Origin of the sequence: Bradyrhizobium sp. TM102 (assembly GCF_009176685.1) — a bacterium.
Lineage (GTDB): Bacteria > Pseudomonadota > Alphaproteobacteria > Rhizobiales > Xanthobacteraceae > Bradyrhizobium > Bradyrhizobium ottawaense.
The window spans coordinates 3938593-3959078 of the sequence record NZ_AP021855.1; the positions used below are offsets into that span (position 1 = coordinate 3938593).

At 64.2% G+C, this 20486-nt stretch carries 16 protein-coding genes; 10 read left to right on the forward strand and 6 right to left on the reverse strand.

Translation table 11 applies throughout. The features are described 5' to 3' along the window. Positions 1-7: 7 nt before the first annotated feature. Positions 8-712, forward strand: a complete 705-nt coding sequence (locus tag GDN70_RS18890; RefSeq protein WP_018320184.1) for an ABC transporter ATP-binding protein — start codon at positions 8-10, stop codon at positions 710-712. Between the two features lie 94 nt (positions 713-806). Here GDN70_RS18890 and GDN70_RS18895 read toward each other — a convergent pair whose 3' ends face one another. Beyond that, entirely contained in the window at positions 807-1886 is a 1080-nt protein-coding gene (locus GDN70_RS18895; RefSeq protein ID WP_152102890.1) for a zinc-binding alcohol dehydrogenase family protein, read from the reverse strand. A 110-nt stretch (positions 1887-1996) separates the two neighbouring features. Between GDN70_RS18895 and GDN70_RS18900 the strand changes: the two genes are divergently transcribed. Beyond that, entirely contained in the window at positions 1997-2776 is a 780-nt protein-coding gene (locus tag GDN70_RS18900) for a helix-turn-helix transcriptional regulator (RefSeq protein ID WP_038948707.1), read from the forward strand. A 47-nt stretch (positions 2777-2823) separates the two neighbouring features. Here GDN70_RS18900 and GDN70_RS18905 read toward each other — a convergent pair whose 3' ends face one another. After that, positions 2824-4119, reverse strand: coding sequence for a hypothetical protein (locus GDN70_RS18905; RefSeq protein ID WP_152103712.1), 1296 nt, complete (start codon positions 4117-4119; stop codon positions 2824-2826). Between the two features lie 401 nt (positions 4120-4520). Here GDN70_RS18905 and GDN70_RS18910 point away from each other — a divergent pair, with 401 nt between their 5' ends. Continuing rightward, positions 4521-7670, forward strand: coding sequence for a GAF domain-containing protein (locus GDN70_RS18910; protein WP_152102891.1), 3150 nt, complete (start codon positions 4521-4523; stop codon positions 7668-7670). A 211-nt stretch (positions 7671-7881) separates the two neighbouring features. Here the strand turns inward: GDN70_RS18910 and GDN70_RS18915 are convergent, their stop codons facing one another. Next, on the reverse strand, positions 7882-8790 hold the full coding sequence (locus GDN70_RS18915; RefSeq protein WP_028141499.1) for a LysR substrate-binding domain-containing protein: 909 nt from the start codon (positions 8788-8790) through the stop codon (positions 7882-7884). 108 nt (positions 8791-8898) lie between these two features. Here GDN70_RS18915 and GDN70_RS18920 point away from each other — a divergent pair, with 108 nt between their 5' ends. From GDN70_RS18920 to map, 3 genes are all read left to right on the forward strand, one after another. After that, positions 8899-10275 carry an FAD-binding oxidoreductase gene (locus tag GDN70_RS18920; RefSeq protein WP_028141500.1) on the forward strand — a complete coding sequence of 459 codons (1377 nt, stop codon included), beginning with the start codon at positions 8899-8901 and terminating at the stop codon, positions 10273-10275. A gap of 62 nt (positions 10276-10337) precedes the next feature. Next, positions 10338-11237: a GNAT family N-acetyltransferase gene (locus GDN70_RS18925; protein WP_038948701.1), complete on the forward strand. Its 900-nt coding sequence runs from the start codon at positions 10338-10340 to the stop codon at positions 11235-11237. A 123-nt stretch (positions 11238-11360) separates the two neighbouring features. Further along, positions 11361-12110 (forward strand): type I methionyl aminopeptidase, encoded by a 750-nt coding sequence (gene map, locus GDN70_RS18930; protein ID WP_038948700.1) that lies wholly within the window; start codon positions 11361-11363, stop codon positions 12108-12110. Here map and GDN70_RS18935 read toward each other — a convergent pair. Further along, on the reverse strand, positions 12107-13540 hold the full coding sequence (locus GDN70_RS18935) for a PLP-dependent aminotransferase family protein (RefSeq protein WP_038948699.1): 1434 nt from the start codon (positions 13538-13540) through the stop codon (positions 12107-12109). The two genes, map and GDN70_RS18935, sit on opposite strands and share 4 nt — an antisense overlap. Before the next feature lie 108 nt (positions 13541-13648). On the opposite strand from GDN70_RS18935, the gene GDN70_RS18940 reads away from it, so the two are divergent. Then, the gene (locus GDN70_RS18940) at positions 13649-14110 is read left to right on the forward strand and encodes a carboxymuconolactone decarboxylase family protein (RefSeq protein ID WP_152102892.1); all 462 of its coding nucleotides are present in this window, start codon (positions 13649-13651) and stop codon (positions 14108-14110) included. A gap of 44 nt (positions 14111-14154) precedes the next feature. Beyond that, complete coding sequence (locus tag GDN70_RS18945; RefSeq protein WP_028141505.1) at positions 14155-14793, forward strand: HD domain-containing protein; 639 nt, start codon at positions 14155-14157, stop codon at positions 14791-14793. Between the two features lie 59 nt (positions 14794-14852). On the opposite strand, the gene GDN70_RS18950 is transcribed toward GDN70_RS18945, so the two are convergent. Both GDN70_RS18950 and GDN70_RS18955 read right to left on the reverse strand, forming a co-directional pair. Then, complete coding sequence (locus GDN70_RS18950) at positions 14853-15119, reverse strand: DUF3551 domain-containing protein (protein WP_028141506.1); 267 nt, start codon at positions 15117-15119, stop codon at positions 14853-14855. Position 15120: 1 nt separating this feature from the next. Beyond that, a complete protein-coding gene (locus tag GDN70_RS18955) occupies positions 15121-15438 on the reverse strand; it encodes a DUF3551 domain-containing protein (protein ID WP_028141507.1) in 318 nt (105 codons plus the stop codon). Between the two features lie 253 nt (positions 15439-15691). Between GDN70_RS18955 and GDN70_RS18960 the strand changes: the two genes are divergently transcribed. Then, on the forward strand, positions 15692-16417 hold the full coding sequence (locus tag GDN70_RS18960; RefSeq protein WP_028141508.1) for an outer membrane protein: 726 nt from the start codon (positions 15692-15694) through the stop codon (positions 16415-16417). A 487-nt stretch (positions 16418-16904) separates the two neighbouring features. Next, entirely contained in the window at positions 16905-20408 is a 3504-nt protein-coding gene (dnaE, locus tag GDN70_RS18965) for a DNA polymerase III subunit alpha (protein ID WP_152102893.1), read from the forward strand. Positions 20409-20486: the final 78 nt, after the last annotated feature.

The window sequence follows — 20486 nt, forward strand, 5'->3', positions numbered from 1 at the left end:
GGGGTTGATGGAGCAGCAGCAGGGGGCGGAAGACGTACCGGTCATTTATCTCCACGAGATAAAGCGGCAGTACTTGCAGGGCGAGGTGCCGCTGACGATCCTGGACGGCGCCAAGCTCGCGCTGTGGGCCGGGCAGTCTGTCGCGCTGGTGGCGCCGTCGGGCTCGGGCAAATCGACGCTGCTGCACATCGCGGGGCTGTTGGAAGCACCCGATTCCGGCGAGGTCTATGTCTCGGGCGCGCCGACCTCGCAGCTGCCCGACATCGAGCGCACCCAGCTGCGCCGCACCGATATCGGCTTCGTCTACCAGTCGCACCGGCTATTGCCGGAGTTCTCGGCGCTGGAGAATGTGATGATGCCGCAGATGATCCGCGGCCTGAAGAAGTCCGAGAGCGTCAAGCGCGCCAAGGAGATCCTCGGCTATCTCGGTCTCGGCGACCGCATCACCCATCGCCCGGCCGAGCTGTCCGGCGGCGAGCAGCAGCGCGTCGCGATCGCGCGCGCGGTGGCCAACGCGCCGCGGGTGCTGTTCGCGGACGAGCCGACCGGCAACCTCGATCCGCACACGGCCGATCACGTGTTCCAGGCGCTGATGCAGCTGGTCAAGGCGACCAAGGTTTCGATGCTGATCGCGACCCACAACATGGAGCTCGCCGGCCGCATGGACCGGCGGGTGTCGCTGTCGAACGGCCAGGTGGTCGAGCTCGAGTAGAAAATCGCGAAAACAACCCCATGCACAGTAGCCAAGTGCTTGGGCCGACTGACGAAAAAATCGATGACGACGGGCACGCCGTCGTCTGAATTTTTCAAGGCCGGATCACCGTCATTTTGAACGGCCCGCCATTGGCGGCGGCGTGCGCCACCGCCTCGTTGGCATGGTCGAGGTCGAAGGCCGTCGTCTCGTATTCCTCCAGCCTGAGCAGACCCGCACGCACCAGCGCGATCAGACGGCTCGCGGCATCCGGCGGGTACATCCAGACGCCGTGGATGCTGATGCAGTTGCGCATGATCCAGGGGTAGGGCAGCTCGAGGCCCGCGCCGCCGGCCATGCCGACGCCGCCCATCAGTACGACGCGCCCATAGGGGCGCACCGTCATGATCGCTGCACGCACGACGTCGGTGCTCACGGAGGGCGGCATGATGTCGAACGCGCAATCGATCGGGCCGGGCGCTGCGCGCTTCATCGCCTCGCGGTCGTGATCTTCATTGCCAGTAAGCTTGACCGGTTGCACGCGGCTGCCGAAGCGTCGGACGAGGTCGGCGAGGATTTTCTCGTTGCGGCCGGGCGCGACCACGCTGGCTGCGCCCATCGCCAACGCAACCGAGACGGCGGCGCTGCCGAAATTGCCGGTAGCCCCGCTCACCAGCACGGTCTCGCCCGCTCTAAGGTTCGCAGCGAGGAAGCCGCCGTAAGGCACTAGCAGCGTGCCCAGCGCGCACCATTGCGTCGCGTCCTCGGGCGTGATCGCACCGAGCCGCTTCACGTTCTCGGTCGGCACCCTCATTTGTTCGGCAAAGGAGCCGTGGCGAAAATGCTGTTGCAGCCGCATGCCGCCGGGCCCGGCAGCGGTGAGCCCTTGCAGAGCGATATCGGGCGCAACGGTGTCGTCGCGCGAGCGCACCGTCGGGTCGCAGAACACCCAGTCGCCCACGCCGAGCTTGGTGGCATCCGGGCCGACCGCGCGCACCCGGCCGATGCCGCCGGGACCGGGGATAACAGGCAGATCGAGCGCGTAGTTGCGTGTCCCGTCAAAAACCTCGTTCATGTACGACAGGACGCGCGTGGCGACGATGTCGACAACGACTTCGCCGGTACCGAGGGTCGGCTTCGGAACGTCCTCGATCACCAGCGGCGATCCAAGGGATTTGAGTACGGCAGCTTTCATGGATGTTCACCTCAAAGTCGCGGTGAATCCCATATGCGCCGCCTTGGAGGGGCCAAGAAGGCCTGGTATTATCCTAGTATTCCAAAGACCCTCCATGTGGGAGCGACATCATGGCCGATCCGCGCCGCGTTGAATTCGGCGACTTCCTGAGGTCTCGCCGCGAAAAGCTGTCGCCGAAGACGGTTGGTCTTCCGGTCGGCCGGCGCCGGCGCACCGCGGGGCTACGCCGCGAGGAGGTCGCGCAGCTCGCCGGCATCGGCGTCGACTGGTACATCCGCCTCGAACAGGGCCGCACCGTCAGCCCGTCGGTGACCACCGTCGATGCGCTGGCCCGCGCACTCCGCCTCAGCAAGACCGAGCATGCGCATTTGAAGGCGCTGGCGCGCGACGGCGCCAGGGGGGCGTTCACGCGCGAGACCGTGCCGCCGCCCATTCGGCGGATGATCGAGAGCCTGCACCAGCCGGCCTATATCACGGGGCGCCGCTGGGATGTGCTGGCCTGGAACGCGGCGGCCGAGGAGGTCTTTGCCTTCGGTCAGTTGCCCGAGCAGGATCGCAACACGCTGCTGCTGGTGATGACCAACAAGCAGACGCGAAAATTCTACGGCGCGAGCTGGACCGACGTCGCCAGGAGCATGGTCGCGATGTTCCGCGCCAATCACGACGTCTGGGCCGGCGATCCCGCTTTCACGGAGTTGCTGACGCGGCTGCGCCAGGGCAGTCCGGAGTTCGTCAAATGGTGGGAAGCCCACGACATCCGCAACACCGCCTCAGGCCTCAAGACCATGAACCATCCGACCAGGGGCGTGCTCCGGTTCGAGCACACCAGCTTCCAGGCCAACGACGATCCCGCGCTGAAGCTCGTGATCTACACGCGGGTCGAGGGCTGAGGGAGGGGGCAGGCTTCAGCTCTTGAAGACTGTTGCAAGCCTGCGCGCTACGGCGCAGGCGTTGCGCTGACGTTCGGCAGGGTACCACCTGCTTTCCATGGACTGTCCGTCCAGGGTGTCGGCTGCAGAGAATTCGCCGGCCAGGGTTTTGCCGGGCCCGTCGCCACTGAAGTGCACGACGTCCCGAGTTGCGTCCACACCGACGCCAAGCCGGTCGTGTCGATGTTGAAGCTTGTGACGTCAGCCCGTCCCTCTGGTTCCGGCGTGGTTTCCCGGACCTGCAGGGAGTGCGAGGCCAGCACCGCCTTGACCATGTCCGGGTCGACGGCGCCGTTCCAGACCTCGTACTTCCCGAACCGCACCGGAGGCCCTCCCGCTTGCTTGCTCATGTCGGCGCTGGCCGCGATCAGGATCGTTTTCTTGCCGGCGGCCGATGCGTCGATCTCACCCGCGAACATCAGCGGCACGCGCTTCTTGTTTTCGCAATACAGGCGCCATTCCATGGTCCGGAACGAGGCATCGTTCTCCTTCTTCACCGCGGCGATCTTGCTGATGAACGGTCGCGCTCCCTTTTCCAGCCGCCACATCGTCTCGGCCAGCGGTCGCGTGTCGATCCCGAACCGGTAGAGTTCGGGCCGCGTCAGCACGTGCAGGTTTTCGAATTTCACGGTGCTGATCAGTGCATCGAGCTCGCGACTGATTCTCATCGCCGCAATGAACGCGGCGCGGTCGCGGTCGGCACCGGCGATCCGGCGCCGCCGCGCTTCGGCGACCACTTCCGGAGGCGGATTGCCTTGAAACCGGAGGATGAGCCTGGAGTTATGGACCGCCAGCGCGGCATCGGGCGCAACCTCGCGAGAGGTCGCTCCGAGAAACAGGTAACCGCAGGCCGAGTTGCACATCGCATGATAGGTGCTGAGTTCGGCCTCGACCTCGCCGTTCCCGTTCTTGATCTTCTGGCATGCGGCGTCGATCTGCGTGCCCGCGGCGCACGCCGTCGCGATCGTCCGGCCAACCCGGGCGATCGCCTTGCGGCTGCGCAGCAGCCGGGCGATCACATAGGACTGCTCAACGTTTCCGCCGGGCGAATGGAGGTAGATCGGGCGCTGCAGGTCCTTGACGCCGGCGAGGAAGCGGCGAATGCGGGACGCTGCGTCTTGATCGATCTGGCCCTCGATCGCGATCCAGCGGTCGCAGCCCGGCCCGCACGCGTCGGGCGCGCCTTTGGCAAGATAGATCGTCAGCCTGGAGGCAAAGCCGGGTTTCTCGGCCGGGGTCCCTTCGGCACGCAATGCGCCGGGAAGCGACAGCAAGGCCAGCAGAAGCAGGGCACGGACGAGCATGAATTGTGAGACCACGAGGTGCATCCTGATGCTGACGCTATACGACCAAGGGTGCGTCCACAACTTGCGGTGGCGCGGGCAGTCGCGTTTATTTTCTGCCGACACCTGCAGATGGCCGCGTCCGGGGACACGCAACTTTGACGCCGGCAGCGTGTCCATCGGCCCAGGCGCTCACGCTGTTGCGGCGAGGCGGTCGAGGTCGCGGCAGCATGCGCTAACTAAGCACTGACGTCGTGATTTGCTCGAGCCCGCGCATGGCACAGGCCGGGCCGGAACCTTGATGCCTTCATGAAGTTATCAGAACGCGCGGGTGCCACTCTCCCGCTGGCATCGTCGTCGGCCTGAAGCGGATGCCGCAAGAAACGCTATTCGGTGACGAGCCAAGTGTCAGGGGAGGTCAGATGACATCGACGGCCGGGGAGAACTCGACCGATCGCAATGCCGTCCTGGCTGCACTTGGCGATTACATCCGAGAGATCGCCAACCCCGACGATCTCGCTTATGCCGCGGCAGAGCTGCTCGGCCGCAGCCTCAAGGTCAGCCGGGCAGGCTACGGCACGGTCGACACATCGGCCGAGACCATTACCATCGCCCGTGACTGGAACGCGCCGGGCATTTTGAGCCTGGCGGGGGTGCTGCACTTCCGCGACTATGGCAACTACATCGAAGATTTGAAGCGCGGCGAGACGGTCATCTGTGCCGATGCGGAGAAGGATCCTCGCGTTGGCGACCGCGCGCGCGCGCTCGAAGCGATATCCGCTCGCGCGCTTGTCAACATGCCGATCTCCGAGCCCGACGGAGTCGTCGCGCTGCTCTACCTCAACAACGCAACCCCGCGGGTCTGGAGCTCCGAGGAGCTCGAGCTCATCCACGATGTCGCCGAGCGCACGCGAACCGCCGTCGAACGTCGACGCGCCGAGGCGGCGGTGCGGGAGAACGAGATCCGTCTGCTCTTCCTTGACGCCCTCAACAAGGAGACGGCCAGGACCCGCGATGCCGACGGCGTGATGGCAGTGACGACGAGAATGGTCGGAGAGCACCTCGGCGTCTCGAACTGCGCTTATGCCGACGTGGATCCCGATCAAGACGGCTTCACCATCCGCGGGGATTGGGCGGCTCCTGGTGCGATGCATATCCTTGGCCACTACAGCCTGGCCGACTTCGGTGAGAAGGCGGTGCGAGAGCTCAGTGCTGGCAGGCCTCTCGTCATCAATGACAATTTGAAGGAGATCGCGCCGGAGGAGGCGGCCACCTTTCAGAACATAGGAATAGGTTCGACGATCTGCATGCCCTTGGTCAAGGAAGGGCAGCTCACGGCCTTGATGGCCATTCATCACCGCGGCCCGCATCGGTGGACGGCGCGCGAGCTCGCGTTGCTCACGGAGGTCACCGAGAGATCGTGGGCCCACATCGAGCGGGTTCGTTCGGAACAGGCGGCGCGAGAAGCTGCCGAACGCCTGAGTCTTGCGAACAGGGCGGCTGGTATAGGCATCTGGGACTATAATCCGGTGACCGACGTTCTTGGATGGGACAACCGCTGCAAGGAGGTGTTCGGTTTGTCGCCGGACGCCGAAGTGAGCTACGAAGGGGCGTTCCTGAAGGGTCTCCATCCAGACGACAGGCAGCGGGCACACGAGGCCGTCTCCGCAGCCCTGACGCCGGATTGCCCGAAAAGCTACAACATTGAATTCCGAACCATCGGCATCGAGGATGGTGTCGAACGCTGGATCGCGGCGACCGGGCAGGCGATCTTTTCCAATAGGCAGGCCGTCCGGTTCATCGGGACGGTTCTGGATATTTCCGCGCAAAAGAAGACCGAACGCCAGCTTCGAATACTGAATGATACGGGGGCGTCGGTCGCCCGCGAACGCGACCTCGAGAAGATCGTGCAGATCGTTACAGATGCCGGCGTGGAGCTGACGGGCGCCCAGTTCGGAGCCTTCTTCTACAACGTTCTGGCGCCGGACGGCGGCAGCTACATGCTGTATTCGCTGTCCGGAGCGCCGCGATCCGCCTTCGAGAAGTTTCCTATGCCGCGCAACACCGCGGTGTTCGAGCCCACGTTCAAGGGTACGGGCGTGGTGAGGTCTGACGACATCCTGCAGGACCCGCGCTATGGCAGGAACGCGCCGCGTAAAGGCATGCCGGAGGGGCATCTTCCAGTCCGATCCTACCTCGCGGTCCCCGTCATCTCGCGAACGAGCGAAGTCCTCGGCGGACTCTTCTTCGGCCATGCAGAGACGGGTAAATTCCAGGCAGAGCACGAAGCCGCCTTGCTCGGGATTGCCGGCCACGCCGCCACGGCTATCGACAACGCTCGGCTCCTGACCCGGCTCGAGGCGCTCAATGCCGAACTGGAGCAACGTGTCGCCGACGAGATTGCCGAACGCATGAAGGCCGAAGAGCAGTTGCGCCAATCCCAGAAGATGGAGGCCGTGGGGCAGCTGACCGGAGGCATCGCCCACGACTTCAACAACATGCTGGCCGTGATCCTCGGCAGCTTGAATCTCGCCAAACGACGGCTCGGCAAGGGAGAGGTCAACATTGACCGCTTCATCGAGGGTGCAATCGACGGCGCAAATCGCGCGGCCACTTTGACGCAGAGGCTGCTGGCGTTCTCGCGCCAGCAGCCTCTGGCGCCTGAAGTCGTGGACATCAACAAGATGATCGGGGGGATGAGCGAACTGCTCGAACGCTCGCTCGGAGAGCTTATCCGCCTCGAGGCAGTCCTGGCGGCCGGTCTTTGGCGCGTCAAGGCAGATCCGGCCCAACTGGAAAGCGCCGTGATCAATCTTGCGGTCAATGCGCGCGATGCCATGCCGAAGGGCGGGCGGCTGACGATAGAGACCAGCAACGCCTCGATCGATCGGAAATTTGCCCGGGAATATGCCCTGTCGCCCGGACAATATGTTCTCGTTGCCGTGACGGATAACGGCACCGGAATTCCGCCCGACGTGCTGGGAAAGGTGTTCGACCCGTTTTTCACGACCAAGGTCGTGGGTAAGGGCACCGGCCTCGGCCTCAGTCAGGTCTACGGCTTCGTGCGGCAGTCGGGCGGCCACGTCAAAGTCTACTCGGAAGTCGACGTTGGCACGACGGTGAAGATCTATCTTCCACGCTTCGCCGGCGACGAGGGAGTATCGACCCCATCGCAAGGAGTGACGCATCCCGGCGCAAGCCTTCAAAGTGAGACCATTCTCGTCGTCGAGGACGACGAGCGGGTCCGCAGCATCTCATCCGAAAGCCTGCGGGAGCTTGGTTATACGGTCATCGAGGCCGCGAGCGCCAAGGAGGCGATCAGGATGATCGAAAACGGTCTCGTCCCGGATCTGCTGTTTACCGACGTCGTCATGCCCGACATGACCGGCGCTGAACTTGCGGGCGAACTGTCGAAACGATACCCGGCTTTGAAGGTGCTGTTCACCACCGGCTACACGCGCAACGCAATTGTTCACAACGGCATGCTCGATGCCGGCAAGCATCTGCTGTCCAAACCCTTTGCGATCGAAGATCTGGCCGCGAAAGTCCGTGCCTTGCTGGACGAAATTTGATCGTCTATTCGGTCCGGCAAATCCAGCCGGTCCAGCCGACGGGTATCCATTCAAGCCCTGATGCTCTCGTTTGCAGCCGACTGGCGAAACCGTCGGCCTGCATGCGGCACGGTGGCCCCGGATTCCTCGAATGGCGAGGGCCGCACGAGATCCGAAACACGCATCGGTCTCAACATCATGACTTGGCCGATGTTCGACACCAAGAAACGGATCAAGGGTCTGATCGCAGCCACTCCGAAAAGGCTCGGATGGTTCTTGCGCGCGGATGGCCTGCCTTACTGACCACATGGAAGCCGTAGCCAGGCAAGCTCAACTTGAACGCCTTCACGAGCGTACCGGCGGCGAGGTCGTGTGCCGTGAGCACATCACTGAACACTCCTATTCCTTGTCCTGCGATCACCGCCTCGATGGCGTGCAATTCCTCGCGGAAACTCAGGTGCTGCATGTCCTTGAACGGGGGGACGTCACGCCATCTGCGCTGAGCCGCGGCGAGCCATCGCTGCCAGGTGGGCGGCTCACGATCGGCCGGCGACCAATAAGAGTGGATCAGGACGTGATTTGCGAGGTCGACCGGTCGCATCAAGCGCCCCGTTGCAAGCAGGCGCGGACTGCAGACGGCCCAGAATGTATCGGTGAAGAGATCTTCGACGATGCCGTCTGTCGGCCGTACTCGGCTGGTCGCGTAGCGAATGGCGACGTCGCCGTCTCCGGCCTGCAGATCGAGCACCGTGTCAGTGCCGATGACCTCCAGCGGCACGTCGGGATGCAACTTGCGCCACAGGGGCAGGCGGGGCACGAGCCAGCGGCTGGCGAACGCGTTGGTCGTCGTCACGCGGAGAGGCTGTTGGGCGCCTTCCTGCTTGACGCTCGCAACGGCGGCGGCAAACGCCTCGAGCCCGCCGCGTATGACGGGGAAAAGCCGCGCTCCGGCATCGGTCAGCGAGAGTGGCCGTGGTCTGCGGCGGAACAGAGCGCGACCGCAATATTGCTCGAGCAACCCGATCTGGTGGCTGATCGCCGTTGGCGTCACGCCGAGTTCTGCCGCCGCCTTCTTGAAGCTCAGATGGCGGGCGGCGGCTTCAAAAGCGCGAAGCTCGATCAGGGGCGGGAGCTTGTGCATGCCGGCCAGTCTAGGTGAAATCAATTCATCGTCACCTGAATTCTTCGGATTTGCGCGGAGATCGTGCGCGGCCAAGGATATGGCGGGTCAAGCTGAGGAGATCAGGTCATGTCGTCCATCGCATCTGTCGCCAGCGCTGCCGCCGATCTTGGCGCCTCCTTCGGAGGACAACTGCTCAAACCGGCGGACGAGGGCTATGAGGAGGCGCGAAAGGTCCATAACGGGCTGGTCGACAAGCGGCCGGCATTGATCGCCAGGTGCCGCAGCGTGGCCGACGTCGTCGACGCCGTCGCTCTTGCGACCAGGCTCGGCCTCGAGGTCGCCGTTCGCGGCGGTGGCCACAATGTAGCAGGACGCGCAACCATCGACGGCGGGATCATGATCGACCTCTCGCCCATGAAGGGCGTCCGGGTCGATCCGGTCGGCAAGACCGTCTGGGCGCAGGGCGGGGCCACCTGGGGCGAGCTCAATCGCGAAACGCAACTTCACGGACTTGCGGTCACCGGCGGCGTGGTCTCGACCACCGGGATTGCCGGCCTGACCCTCGGCGGAGGACTGGGCTGGCTGATGGGCAAGTACGGTCTGGCACTGGACAATCTGCGGGCCGTCGAACTCGTCACCGCCGATGGCAGGGTTTTGCGCGCCAGCAGGCAAGAGGAGCCCGATCTGTTCTGGGCTCTCCGCGGCGGCGGCGGAAACTTCGGGATCGCCACCAGTCTCGAATACGATCTTCATACAATCGGGCCGATCATCACCGGCGGCCCGATCGTCCATCCCATCGAACGCTCCCGCGAGGTGCTCGAATTCTTCCGGACCAGCACGCGGTCGCTCGCGGACGAGCACATGCTGTTCGCATCCCTGACGCATGCGCCAGACGGCTCCGGCACGGAGGTCGCGGTCCTGGTCACCAGTCACTGCGGACCGCTGGCGGATGCCGAACGAGCGGTGCGGCCGCTGAAACAGTTCGGGACTCCGATCCTGGATGCAGTCGGGCCGATTCCCTATTGCGACCTCAACCGCATGCTCGACGCCAACTATCCGAAAGGCGCCTTCAACTATTGGAAATCGAACTTCCTCGCGGAGCTCAGTGATGGCGCGATTGCGACCATGATCGAATGCTTCGCGCGCTGCCCGACTCCCATGGGGCAGTTTCTGGTCGAACACGTCCACGGCGCGGCGGCCCGCGTCGATGCCGTGGATACGGCATTTCCGCATCGGCAGGAGGGCTATAATTTCCTGATTCTCGCGCAGTGGATGCAGGCCAGCGATACCAGCCGCTGCATGTCCTGGGCGCGCGACACCTACGAAAGGATGCGGCCCTTCTTCGCCTCCGGCCGCTATGTCAATTATCTCGATGATGACGAGACGGGCGATCCCGTCGCGGCCGCCTATGGACCGAACTACCGGCGACTGCAGCGGATCAAGGCGAAATACGACCCGACCAACTTCTTCCGCATGAACCAGAACATCCGGCCCCTGGCCTGATTGCCGGCTGAGGATTTCGTCGCTCCCATGGGCCGTGTTGATCTCTTCGGGAGGATTCGAGAATGGCTGTCGTGTGCCGGCCCGCTTGTAGCGACGATTTGGCGAGAGCCGACGAGATCGTGGTCGCCAGCATCAACGAACTCACGGAACGGCGGGGGTTCGGCAAGATGGCATCCTCTCGCCCGCACCATTTTCAGGCCTTCTCGCTTGCGGATGATCCCGAAGGTCTATGGGTTGCCGATGACGACGGAGACATTGTCGGCTTCGCGTGGAGTTGGGTGTGTGGCGAGCTTTGGTTCTTGGCGCAGTTGTTCGTGGCGCCTGATCGCCAGAGCGACGGCATTGGCAATCAATTGCTCGGGAAGTCATTCGCTCACGCGGCGACGCGCGGAGCATCCGTCAAGGCGTTGATTACCTTCACCTTCAACAACGTGTCTCAAGGCCTCTACATCCGTCACGGATTATTCCCGCGCTGTCCGATCTACATGGTCAGCGCGCCTCGTGACCGCCTGGCGTCACGGTTGGCTGAGCCGCTCCTGCGTCTTGAACCTCTTGCCGCCGCGACGGCCCGGTTCGAGGACCTGGTGCCCATTGATATCAGCGCTCTCGGCGTTTCCAGAGCGAAGCATCACCGATATCTCCTGGGCGACAGCACGACGAACGGGTTCACCATTCACGCCGGCCGCGAGTGCGTCGGGTACGTCTACGTTTCGGATGGACACATTGGTCCGCTCGCGGTCCGCCGGCAGGATCTGGTTGGCCCCGCCCTTGCGGCTGCGCTGTCGCTCGCGGCACGGGGCGGTGTTCCAACCATCTCGGCCTTCGTGCCGGGTACGAGCGAGCCGGCGCTCAAAGTGGCGACCGACCACGGCATGCATCTGACGCTCCCGATGCTGCTGATGTCCAATCGGCAGTTCGGAGATTGGGTTAGTTACCTCCCGCGTAATCCGGGTTTCATGTAGATCTTGCGATCCCGCGTTGGCGGAACGCTGACTAGGCCGCGCGAACGATTCTGGCGTACACGCTGCGTTTGCAAGCCGACCTCGCAGGGGCTATGTCCGGGCCTCCCGGACAAGAGCCCTGACATGACAATCTCCGATGACAACGACCTGACGCGCCTGAAAGAGATCGGTCGCATCGTCGCCAATACGCTGGAGGCGATGGGCAAGGCGATTGAGCCGGGCATGAGCACCTCCGAGCTCGACCAGATCGGGCGAAAGCTCCTGGAGGCCGCCGGCGCGCGTTCGGCCCCGGAGCTGGCCTATGATTTTCCCGGGGCGACCTGCATCAGCGTGAACGAGGAGATCGCTCACGGCATTCCGGGCGAACGGCGGATCGCGCGCGGCGACCTCGTGAACATTGACGTGTCAGCCGAGAAGAATGGCTTCTTTGCCGATACGGGTGCTTCCTTCGCCGTTCCCCCCGTAAACCGCGCGATCGAACGTCTTTGCCGGGACGGCCGACGGGCGATGTGGACCGGCCTGCAGCAGGTCGGCGCCGGCAAACCGATTGCCGGGATCGGCCAGGCGATCGGGACCTTTGCGCGGAAGAAAGGCTACAGCCTGGTCAGGAATCTGGCCAGTCACGGCGTCGGCCTGTCGCTCCATGAGGAGCCGACGGAGATTGCAACCTGGCCCGACCGCTCCGAACGCCGCATCATGAACGATGGCCTCGTGTTCACCGTCGAGCCGTTCCTCTCCATGGGTGCCGAATGGGCGGAGAATGGCGACGACCCATGGACGCTCTACAGCAGCCCCGAGGCGCCGACCGTTCAATACGAGCACACCGTGATCGCCACCCGCAACGGACCCTTGATCGTGACGCTGGCGGGTTAAGCTGCCGACGCCGGAGTCGGATCACGTAGGCGGTCGATGATCTGAAGGAGCCGGTCGCAGGACGCCTCGATCCTTTTGAGTGGAGACGTCGCGACGCCTAGCAACAGTCCCGGGCGCGCCGAAGCCTTCGAGGCATACCAGAGCGAGAGCGGCGTGGGCGCAAGTCCGAACGATGCAGCTTGCCTGGCGATGGCAAGATCAGGCGCTCCGTCCGGCAAGCGCAGGACCGCGGCCAGTCCTGCAATCGCAACGTTCGTGGTGCGCGTTCGAAGCTGCTTCAGCAGTGCATCGCCTTGCGCGGTGTAGGCGCGCTTGGTGCGCCGCAGATGCCGCAGATAATGGCCCTCGCGGATGAAGTCTGCCGTGGCGAGCTGCACCGCGGGGCCGGGTGCCGGCGCGAGGCACGCTGCGGTCTCGGCGAATCGCGACGCCAGAGCGGCCGGTGCAACGACAAAGCCGAGCCGTAGGGCAGGGGTTACGGTCTTGCTGAAGGAGCCAATGTGAATGACGCGGCCGGCGCGATCGAGCGAGGCGAGCGCCGGCGTGGCCCGGCCCTTGAGCTGAAGTTCGCTGAGATAGTCGTCCTCGATCACCCAGGCGTTGTTTTGGTTCGCCCAGTCGAGCAGGCGCGATCGACGTGCCAGTGACAGCGTGGATCCGAGCGGCGCCTGCTGCCCCGGTGTCACGACAACCAGCGCGGCGTCGGGCGCTTGTTGCAGGCCGTCATCGACATCGATCCCATCTGCGTCAACCGTGATTGGCACGATCGACAGGCCCGCAAGTTCGAGGCCGTGCCGGGTGAAGGGAAAGCCGGGATCCTCCATCCAGACTTTCTTCCTTTGCCCGAGGTCGAGGACACGGAGCGCCAGGCCGAGGCCGCCGCTGAAGCCGCTGGTGATGATGATCTGGGACGGTGCGCATTCGATCCCGCGCGCCAGCGCAAGGTAGGCCGCGATCTCGCGTCGCAAGTCCAGTTCGCCGCGCGGGTCGGGGTAGATCGCAGGTGCGCTCATCTCGACGCGAACCGCCCGTGCGCGCATTCGCGCGAGCAGCGTCGCAGGAAAGGTCTCCTGCGAAGGAACGCCCATCTGGAAGATCGCCGGCCCCGCCGTGAGCTCCTGGTACATCTCCATGAACGAGCCGGGGTCCGGCGCCTTGTCGCGCCGCACGGGAATGGACGGTCGGTCGGCGACATGCGTGCCTGTCGCGCGGGCCGCGATGATCAGTTGGGCCGATGAGAGCTTTTCATAGGCTGAGCGCACGGTGCCGCGCGCGACGCCAAGCTGGGCCGCCAAATCCTGCCATGAGGGCAGGCGCGCGCCCGGGGCGAGCACGCCGCGCTCGATGGCGGCCCTGATCCCCCTGTGGATTTGCTCCGCCAGCGGCGTCTTCGCCGACCGGTCGAGCTTCAGCCGCAGCGATCTGGTCATGATCCTTGGTACACGATTTTCCCGTGTTCTTGGTCCTTTTTTATAGACCACGGCAGGGGCATCTGAGGGAGGAAAGAGGGGCTCCGTCGATCATCAAGGAGAAAGCGGATGAGTGAACGCCTCAACTACAACCACATTGCACCGGCAGGCGCGAAGGCACTGGGCGGCGTCTATGGCTACGTCATGCAGAGTGGGCTTCCCGCGACGCTGGTGACCCTCGCTTACCTGCGCGTCTCACAGATCAACAACTGCGCCTACTGCCTCGACATGCACACGCGGGATCTGCTGAAGAGCGGTGTGAAGGTCGAAAAGCTCGCGCTGCTGCAGGCTTGGGCCGAGGCCGGCGATCTCTTCGACGACCGCGAGAGCGCGGCCCTCGCCTGGGCCGAGACTGTCACCCGCGTCGCCGAGACCAACGTGCCCGATGAAGCCTATCAAGCCGCCCGCAAGGTCTTCAGCGAGCGCGAGCTTGTCGATCTCACGATCGCAATCAGCCTGATGAATGCGTACAATCGCATGTCGATCAGCTTCCGAAATACTCCGCAGGCCGCGCTCGAGAAGGCGGCCTGACGGATCGCGCGGCATCAGTCGAAATGCAAAGTAGGAGCTTGAAGATGATGAGCGTGATTTCCAGCGTCAAAATCCCCGACAGCAAGCTGGCGCGCGAGGCGGCTGAACTGGTGCGCAGCCACGAAGACGACATGCTTTTCAACCATTCCGTCCGAGTCTACGTCTTCGGTGCCATGAAGGGGCTGCGTCAGCAGCTGAAATTCGATCCCGAACTTCTTTACGTCGCGGCGTTGTTTCACGATCTAGGCCTCGTCGACCATTACCACACGCAGACAAAGCGATTTGAGGTTGACGGAGCCGACGCTGCGCGTGAGTTCCTGCGGGCGCGCGGCATCGCCGAGCCGCAAGCCGATCTGGTGTGGGAGGCAATCGCGCTGCACACCACGCCCGGCATTCCGCAATTCATGCGGCCGGAAATCGCGCTCACCAACGCGGGTGTCCTGGTGGACGTCGTGGGCATTGGGTATGACGACTACACGCCGGAGCAGCGCGACCAGGTGATCTCGGCGTTTCCGCGCGGCGACTTCAAGAACGAGTTCCTGAAGGTGCAGACCTGCTCGGCGCTGAAGAAGCCGCAGACGACGTTCGGGACGGTCAATTTCGACTACATCGAGGATCACGATCCCAGCTTCCGCAAGCCGAATGCGTGCACGCGCATCCGCAGCACGCCCTGGCAGAGCTGAGCCGATGACGGCATTCGCCGCACGCCTACGCCGCCCTATCTCCGGCGGAAACTGAACGGTTAGGATCCGGGGCGAGGCGGCGCGCTCGAGCGGCGAGGGCGCGTTGGTTTCTTCAGCGGAAAATACGGGTTCACCACGCAACTCGCCGAGCGTCCGACGGCGAGATATCGGCACTGCTCGAGCGAGCCGTAGCGGCAGTCGAAATAGCCGACGGGGCCGTAGATCTGCATGCACACGGGATAGCTCGGATCGTAGGTCTGCGCGGGTGCAGATCCGCCCGCGAGAAGCAGGCCGATCACGACCAGTGCGAGGCGAGCCCGGCGCATCTCAGCGCAGGAAGTAGCCTGGTGAATAGCCCGGCGTCTGCGCGCGCGGACGATTCTGGTAGGCGTAGGGGTCGTCGCTCTGCCCGACGAAATACGGATTGGCGATGCAGGTCAGCGCGCGTCCCGATGCGCTTGCCTGACACTGCGCGTAGGTGTCGAACCTGCAATTGCTCAGGCCCGGCCATTCATCGCCGGTGAGGCAGAATGGATGATGCGTTCCGAACGCGCGTGCGGGTGTTGATGTGCTCGACACGAGCGCAAATGTGGCGGTAGCGAGCGAAAGTGTGGCGACAATGGGGAGGACAATTCGTCTGCGCATCTTCAATTCTCCATCACGCGAATGTGCGCGCGACGTTGTTACGCGCGCATGCAATTTATCTCGTGTCGCCGACAATGGAACTACAGAAAACACTTATTTCAAAGGGTTTCCAGAACGCGCTGATAAATCTTCATTAATGAAGCGCGGGCCTTTGGAGCGAACTGTTGCGTCGAGGTTACAGCAATTCCGTCGATCACTGTTATGACCACGCTGCGGCCAGGGGGCCTAACGACGAAACTGGAACGGGACTCAAATGAAGAAGAATTTGTTGCTTGCCGCTGTGAGCCTTGTCGCGCTGAGCGCGACTGCGCCGGCGCTGGCTGCCGACCTCGCAGCTCGGCCGTACACCAAGGCGCCGCCGGCGGCGATCGCCGCGGTCTATGACTGGAGCGGCTTCTACATCGGCATCAACGGCGGCGGCGGTTCGTCGCACTCGACCTGGGATCTCGTCGGCGGCGGCCGCGAAGGTTCGCATGATGCGACCGGCGGCACGGTCGGTGGTCAGATCGGCTATCGCTTTCAGTCCGGCCAGTGGGTGTTCGGCGTGGAAGGTCAGGGCAACTGGGCCGACTTCTCGGGCGACAATGTCAGCGCGCTGTTCGCAACTCGCAACCGCTCGAAGATCGACTCGTTCGGTCTGATCACCGGTCAGGTCGGCTACGCCTGGAACAACGTCCTGCTCTACGTCAAGGGCGGTGCGGCTGTGGTCGGCGTCAAGTACGACGTTTCCAGCACGGTCTCGGGCGCGCTGCTGTCCTCGAACGACCAGACCCGGTGGGGTGGTACGGTCGGTGCCGGCCTCGAGTACGGTTTTGCGCCGAACTGGTCGGTTGGCGTCGAGTACAACCACATCTTCCTGTCGGACAAGGACGTCACCTTCGCCGGCCTCGCGGGTACCGACCGCATCAAGCAGGACGTCGACATGGGTCTCGTCCGCCTGAACTACAAGTTCGGCGGCCCGATGATTGGCCGTTACTGAGACTGATCGTTCTTCGTTGAGCGGTCCTCGAAAGCCCCGGCCTTGGCCGGGGCTTTTTTATTGCGTGAATTCAGCGAGTTAACCATTGCTCCTGGAGGTCGTCCGCCGCGCTTGACTCTTGAGAACGAAATGAGAACAATGTTCTTCATACGTTCCAACAAGGGAGCAAGCCATGTTCAGGGTTTTCGTGGAAGAGGCCGCCGCACTGGCGTCGATCACGCTGTTCGTCGGGATGATCGCGATCTGGGCGCAGGTCATACCGCAGCTCTAGGGGCAGCGGTTTTGTAAACCGCAGCTCCCCTTTACCGGTGCCCCCTTGGGGAAAAGCAGGACGACGCGGCCAATTGGCCGCTCCGGCGTAGACTCTGAAGCTGCGACACCTCACCATTGCGAGGCGAGTCGGCAAACGAAGGCAAACGGCGAGTGCATGATGCCTTGAGGAGCCGGCGACCGCTCCATTCCATCTGCAAGAGGCCGTCACGCGACCATGCCGAGCGCCGGATTTGTCCACCTTCACGTTCACTCGGCCTATTCGCTGCTCAAGGGCTCGATCAAGATCGCCAAGCTCGCCGAGCTTGCCAAGAAGGACCATCAGCCGGCGCTGGCGCTGACCGACACCGACAATCTGTTCGGTGCGCTGGAGTTTTCCGACAAGATGGCGGGCTCCGGCATCCAGCCGATCGTCGGCTGCGAGCTGGCGATCGATTTCGGCGACCAGGATCCGAATGCGCGCAACGCGATGGGGCCGTCGCGCGTGGTGCTGCTGGCCGCGCAGGAGCGCGGCTATCGCAGCCTGATGCGGCTCAACTCGCGCGCCTTCCTCGAATCGCCGGATAGCCATGCTCCGTTCGTCAAATTCGACTGGTTCGAGGGCGAGACCGAGGGGCTGATCGCGCTGACGGGCGGACCTGACGGGCCGATCTCGCTGGCGCTGGCCGGCGGTCATGCCGAGCTCGCCGCCTTGCGCTGCGAGCGTCTGGCCGGCCTGTTGGGCGACCGCCTCTACATCGAATTGCAGCGCCACAACACCGAGAAGGAGCGGCGCGTCGAAAGCGGCCTGATCGACCTCGCCTACGCCAAGGGACTGCCGCTGGTTGCGACCAACGAGCCGTATTTCGCCGCGACCGACGATTACGAAGCGCATGACGCGCTGCTGTGCATCGCCGGCGGGCGGCTGATCGCCGAGACCGAGCGCGAGCAGCTCACGCCGGATCATCGCTTCAAGACGCGCGCCGAGATGGCGGTGCTGTTCGCCGACATTCCGGAGGCGCTGGCCTCGACGGTGGAGATCGCCGAGCGCTGCTCGTTCCGCCCGATGACGCGCAAGCCGATCCTGCCGTTCTTCACCGTCGGTGCCGCGCAGAGCTCGGACGCCGCCGCGGTCGAGGCGGCGGAACTGAAGCGCCAGGCGGAGGAGGGGCTCGTCAATCGCCTGCGGGTCCATGGCCTGTCGCAGGGCATGACGGACGAGGATTACAGCAAGCGCCTGGCGTTCGAGCTCGACGTCATCATGCGCATGAAATACGCGGGCTACTTCCTGATCGTGTCCGACTTCATCAAATGGGCGAAGGGCCAGGGCATTCCGGTCGGGCCGGGCCGCGGCTCCGGCGCAGGCTCGCTGGTCGCCTGGGCGCTCACCATCACCGACCTCGATCCGATCAAGTTCGGCCTGCTGTTCGAGCGCTTCCTCAATCCCGAACGCGTCTCGATGCCGGACTTCGACATCGACTTCTGCCAGGACCGCCGCGGCGAGGTGATCAGTTACGTGCAGCAGCGCTACGGCCGCGATCAGGTGGCGCAGATCATCACCTTCGGAACGCTGCAGGCGCGCGGCGTGCTGCGCGACGTCGGCCGCGTGCTGCAGATGCCCTATGGCCAGGTCGACAAGCTGACCAAGCTGGTGCCGCAGAATCCCGCCGCGCCCGTCACGCTCGCGGCCGCGATCGAGAGCGAGCCGAAGCTCCAGGCGTTCCGCGACGAAGACCCGGTGGTGGCGCGCGCCTTTGACATCGCCCAGCGCCTGGAAGGCCTGACCCGCCACGCCTCGACCCACGCCGCCGGCATCGTGATCGGTGATCGCCCCCTGAGCGAGCTCGTGCCGCTCTACCGCGATCCCAAATCCGACATGCCGGTGACCCAGTTCAACATGAAATGGGTCGAGCCCGCCGGCCTCGTGAAGTTCGACTTCCTCGGCCTGAAGACGCTGACCGTGCTCGACGTCGCCTGCAAGCTGCTCAAGCCGCGCGATATCCATGTCGATCTCGCCACGTTGCCGATCGACGATGCCGAGAGCTACCAGATGCTGGCGCGCGGTGAGGTGGTCGGCGTGTTCCAGGTTGAAAGCCAGGGCATGCGGCGCGCGCTGGTCGACATGCGCCCCGACCGTTTCGAGGACATCATCGCCCTGGTGGCGCTGTATCGCCCGGGCCCGATGGCGAACATCCCGACCTATTGCGCGCGCAAGCACGGCGACGAGGAGCCGGAATATCTGCATCCCGTGCTGGAGCCGATCCTGAAGGAGACGTTCGGCGTCATCATCTACCAGGAACAGGTGATGCAGATCGCGCAGGTGATGTCGGGCTATTCGCTCGGCGACGCCGACCTGCTGCGCCGCGCCATGGGCAAGAAGATCCGCGCCGAGATGGACAAGCAGCGCGACATCTTCGTCGCGGGTGCGGTAAAGAACGGCGTGCCGAAGGCGCAGGCCGAGACCATCTTCGAGCTGCTCGCCAAGTTCGCCGACTACGGCTTCAACAAGAGCCACGCGGCGGCCTATGCGCTGGTGTCCTATCACACCGCCTACATGAAGGCGCATTATCCGGTGGAGTTCATCGCGGCGTCGATGACGCTCGACCTCAACAACACCGACAAGCTCTCCGAATTCCGCGCCGAGGCGCAGCGCCTCGGTATCAAGGTCGAGCCGCCGAACATCAACCGTTCCGGCGCGACCTTCGAGGTCGGCGACAAGGTCATTTACTACGCGCTCGCAGCGTTGAAGGGCGTCGGCATCCAGGCGATCGAGCAGATCATCGAGGAACGGGCCAAGCGCGGACTGTTCACCTCGCTCGCCGACTTCGCCGCGCGGGTCAATCCGCGCGCGATCAACAAGCGTATCATCGAAAGTCTTGCCGCCGCCGGCGCCTTCGACACGCTGGAGACGAACCGCGCCCGCGTCTTCGCCGGCGCGGACTCGATCCTCGCCGCCTGCCAGCGCGCGCATCAGGCCGAGACCATCGGTCAGAACGACATGTTCGGCATGTCGGCGGATGCGCCGACCATCATGCTGCCGCAGATCGAGCCGTGGCTGTCGGCCGAAAAGCTCCGCCGCGAATACGATGCCGTCGGCTTCTTCCTGTCGGGCCATCCGCTCGACGATTACGCCACCGTGCTGAAGCGGCTGCGGGTGCAGAGCTGGGCCGAGTTTTCGCGCGCGGTGAAGACCGGTGCCACCGCCGGCAAGGTCGCAGCCACCGTGGTCTCGCGCATGGAGCGGCGCACCAAGACCGGCAACAAGATGGGCATCATGGGGCTCTCCGATCCCACGGGCCACTTCGAGGCGGTGCTGTTCTCCGAAGGCCTCGCGCAATATCGCGACGTGCTGGAGCCGGGCGCTGCCGTGCTGCTGCAACTCGGCGCCGAGCTTCAGGGCGAGGACGTCCGCGCCCGCGTGTTGCATGCCGAGCCGCTGGACGATGCCGCCGCCAAGACGCAGAAGGGCCTGCGCATCTTCCTGCGCGACACCAAGCCGCTGGAATCGATCGCCAAGCGTTTGGCCGGGCCCGACATGGCCGCCTCGAACGGCGCCGCGCCGAAAGTCGGCAGTCCGGGCATCGCACCGCGCTCGAATGGCGACGGTGAGGTCTCGCTGGTAATGATGCTCGACCTCGAGACCGAGGTGGAGATGAAGCTGCCCGGCCGCTTCAAGGTCTCGCCGCAGATCGCCGGCGCGATCAAGGCGGTCGCGGGCGTGGTAGACGTGCAACAGCTCTGACATTGCGGGCCCCGCCGCAAACCAAAGCTTAACTATTTGGCCCGCGCCCGGTTTCGAAGTCGCTCGCGCGCAGCTATC

What these genes read in the sequence shown, in the direction of transcription:
- GDN70_RS18895 (WP_152102890.1), bottom strand. Translation starts at nt 1,886, where the DNA reads ATGAAAGCTGCCGTACTCAAATCCCTTGGATCGCCGCTGGTGATCGAG.
- dnaE (WP_152102893.1), top strand. Translation starts at nt 16,905, where the DNA reads ATGCCGAGCGCCGGATTTGTCCACCTTCACGTTCACTCGGCCTATTCG.
- GDN70_RS18935 (WP_038948699.1), bottom strand. Translation starts at nt 13,540, where the DNA reads ATGACCAGATCGCTGCGGCTGAAGCTCGACCGGTCGGCGAAGACGCCG.
- GDN70_RS18945 (WP_028141505.1), top strand. Translation starts at nt 14,155, where the DNA reads ATGATGAGCGTGATTTCCAGCGTCAAAATCCCCGACAGCAAGCTGGCG.
- GDN70_RS18910 (WP_152102891.1), top strand. Translation starts at nt 4,521, where the DNA reads ATGACATCGACGGCCGGGGAGAACTCGACCGATCGCAATGCCGTCCTG.
- GDN70_RS18960 (WP_028141508.1), top strand. Translation starts at nt 15,692, where the DNA reads ATGAAGAAGAATTTGTTGCTTGCCGCTGTGAGCCTTGTCGCGCTGAGC.
- GDN70_RS18890 (WP_018320184.1), top strand. Translation starts at nt 8, where the DNA reads ATGGAGCAGCAGCAGGGGGCGGAAGACGTACCGGTCATTTATCTCCAC.
- GDN70_RS18925 (WP_038948701.1), top strand. Translation starts at nt 10,338, where the DNA reads ATGGCTGTCGTGTGCCGGCCCGCTTGTAGCGACGATTTGGCGAGAGCC.
- GDN70_RS18915 (WP_028141499.1), bottom strand. Translation starts at nt 8,790, where the DNA reads ATGCACAAGCTCCCGCCCCTGATCGAGCTTCGCGCTTTTGAAGCCGCC.
- GDN70_RS18950 (WP_028141506.1), bottom strand. Translation starts at nt 15,119, where the DNA reads ATGCGCCGGGCTCGCCTCGCACTGGTCGTGATCGGCCTGCTTCTCGCG.
- GDN70_RS18905 (WP_152103712.1), bottom strand. Translation starts at nt 4,119, where the DNA reads ATGCTCGTCCGTGCCCTGCTTCTGCTGGCCTTGCTGTCGCTTCCCGGC.
- GDN70_RS18955 (WP_028141507.1), bottom strand. Translation starts at nt 15,438, where the DNA reads ATGCGCAGACGAATTGTCCTCCCCATTGTCGCCACACTTTCGCTCGCT.
- GDN70_RS18920 (WP_028141500.1), top strand. Translation starts at nt 8,899, where the DNA reads ATGTCGTCCATCGCATCTGTCGCCAGCGCTGCCGCCGATCTTGGCGCC.
- map (WP_038948700.1), top strand. Translation starts at nt 11,361, where the DNA reads ATGACAATCTCCGATGACAACGACCTGACGCGCCTGAAAGAGATCGGT.
- GDN70_RS18940 (WP_152102892.1), top strand. Translation starts at nt 13,649, where the DNA reads ATGAGTGAACGCCTCAACTACAACCACATTGCACCGGCAGGCGCGAAG.
- GDN70_RS18900 (WP_038948707.1), top strand. Translation starts at nt 1,997, where the DNA reads ATGGCCGATCCGCGCCGCGTTGAATTCGGCGACTTCCTGAGGTCTCGC.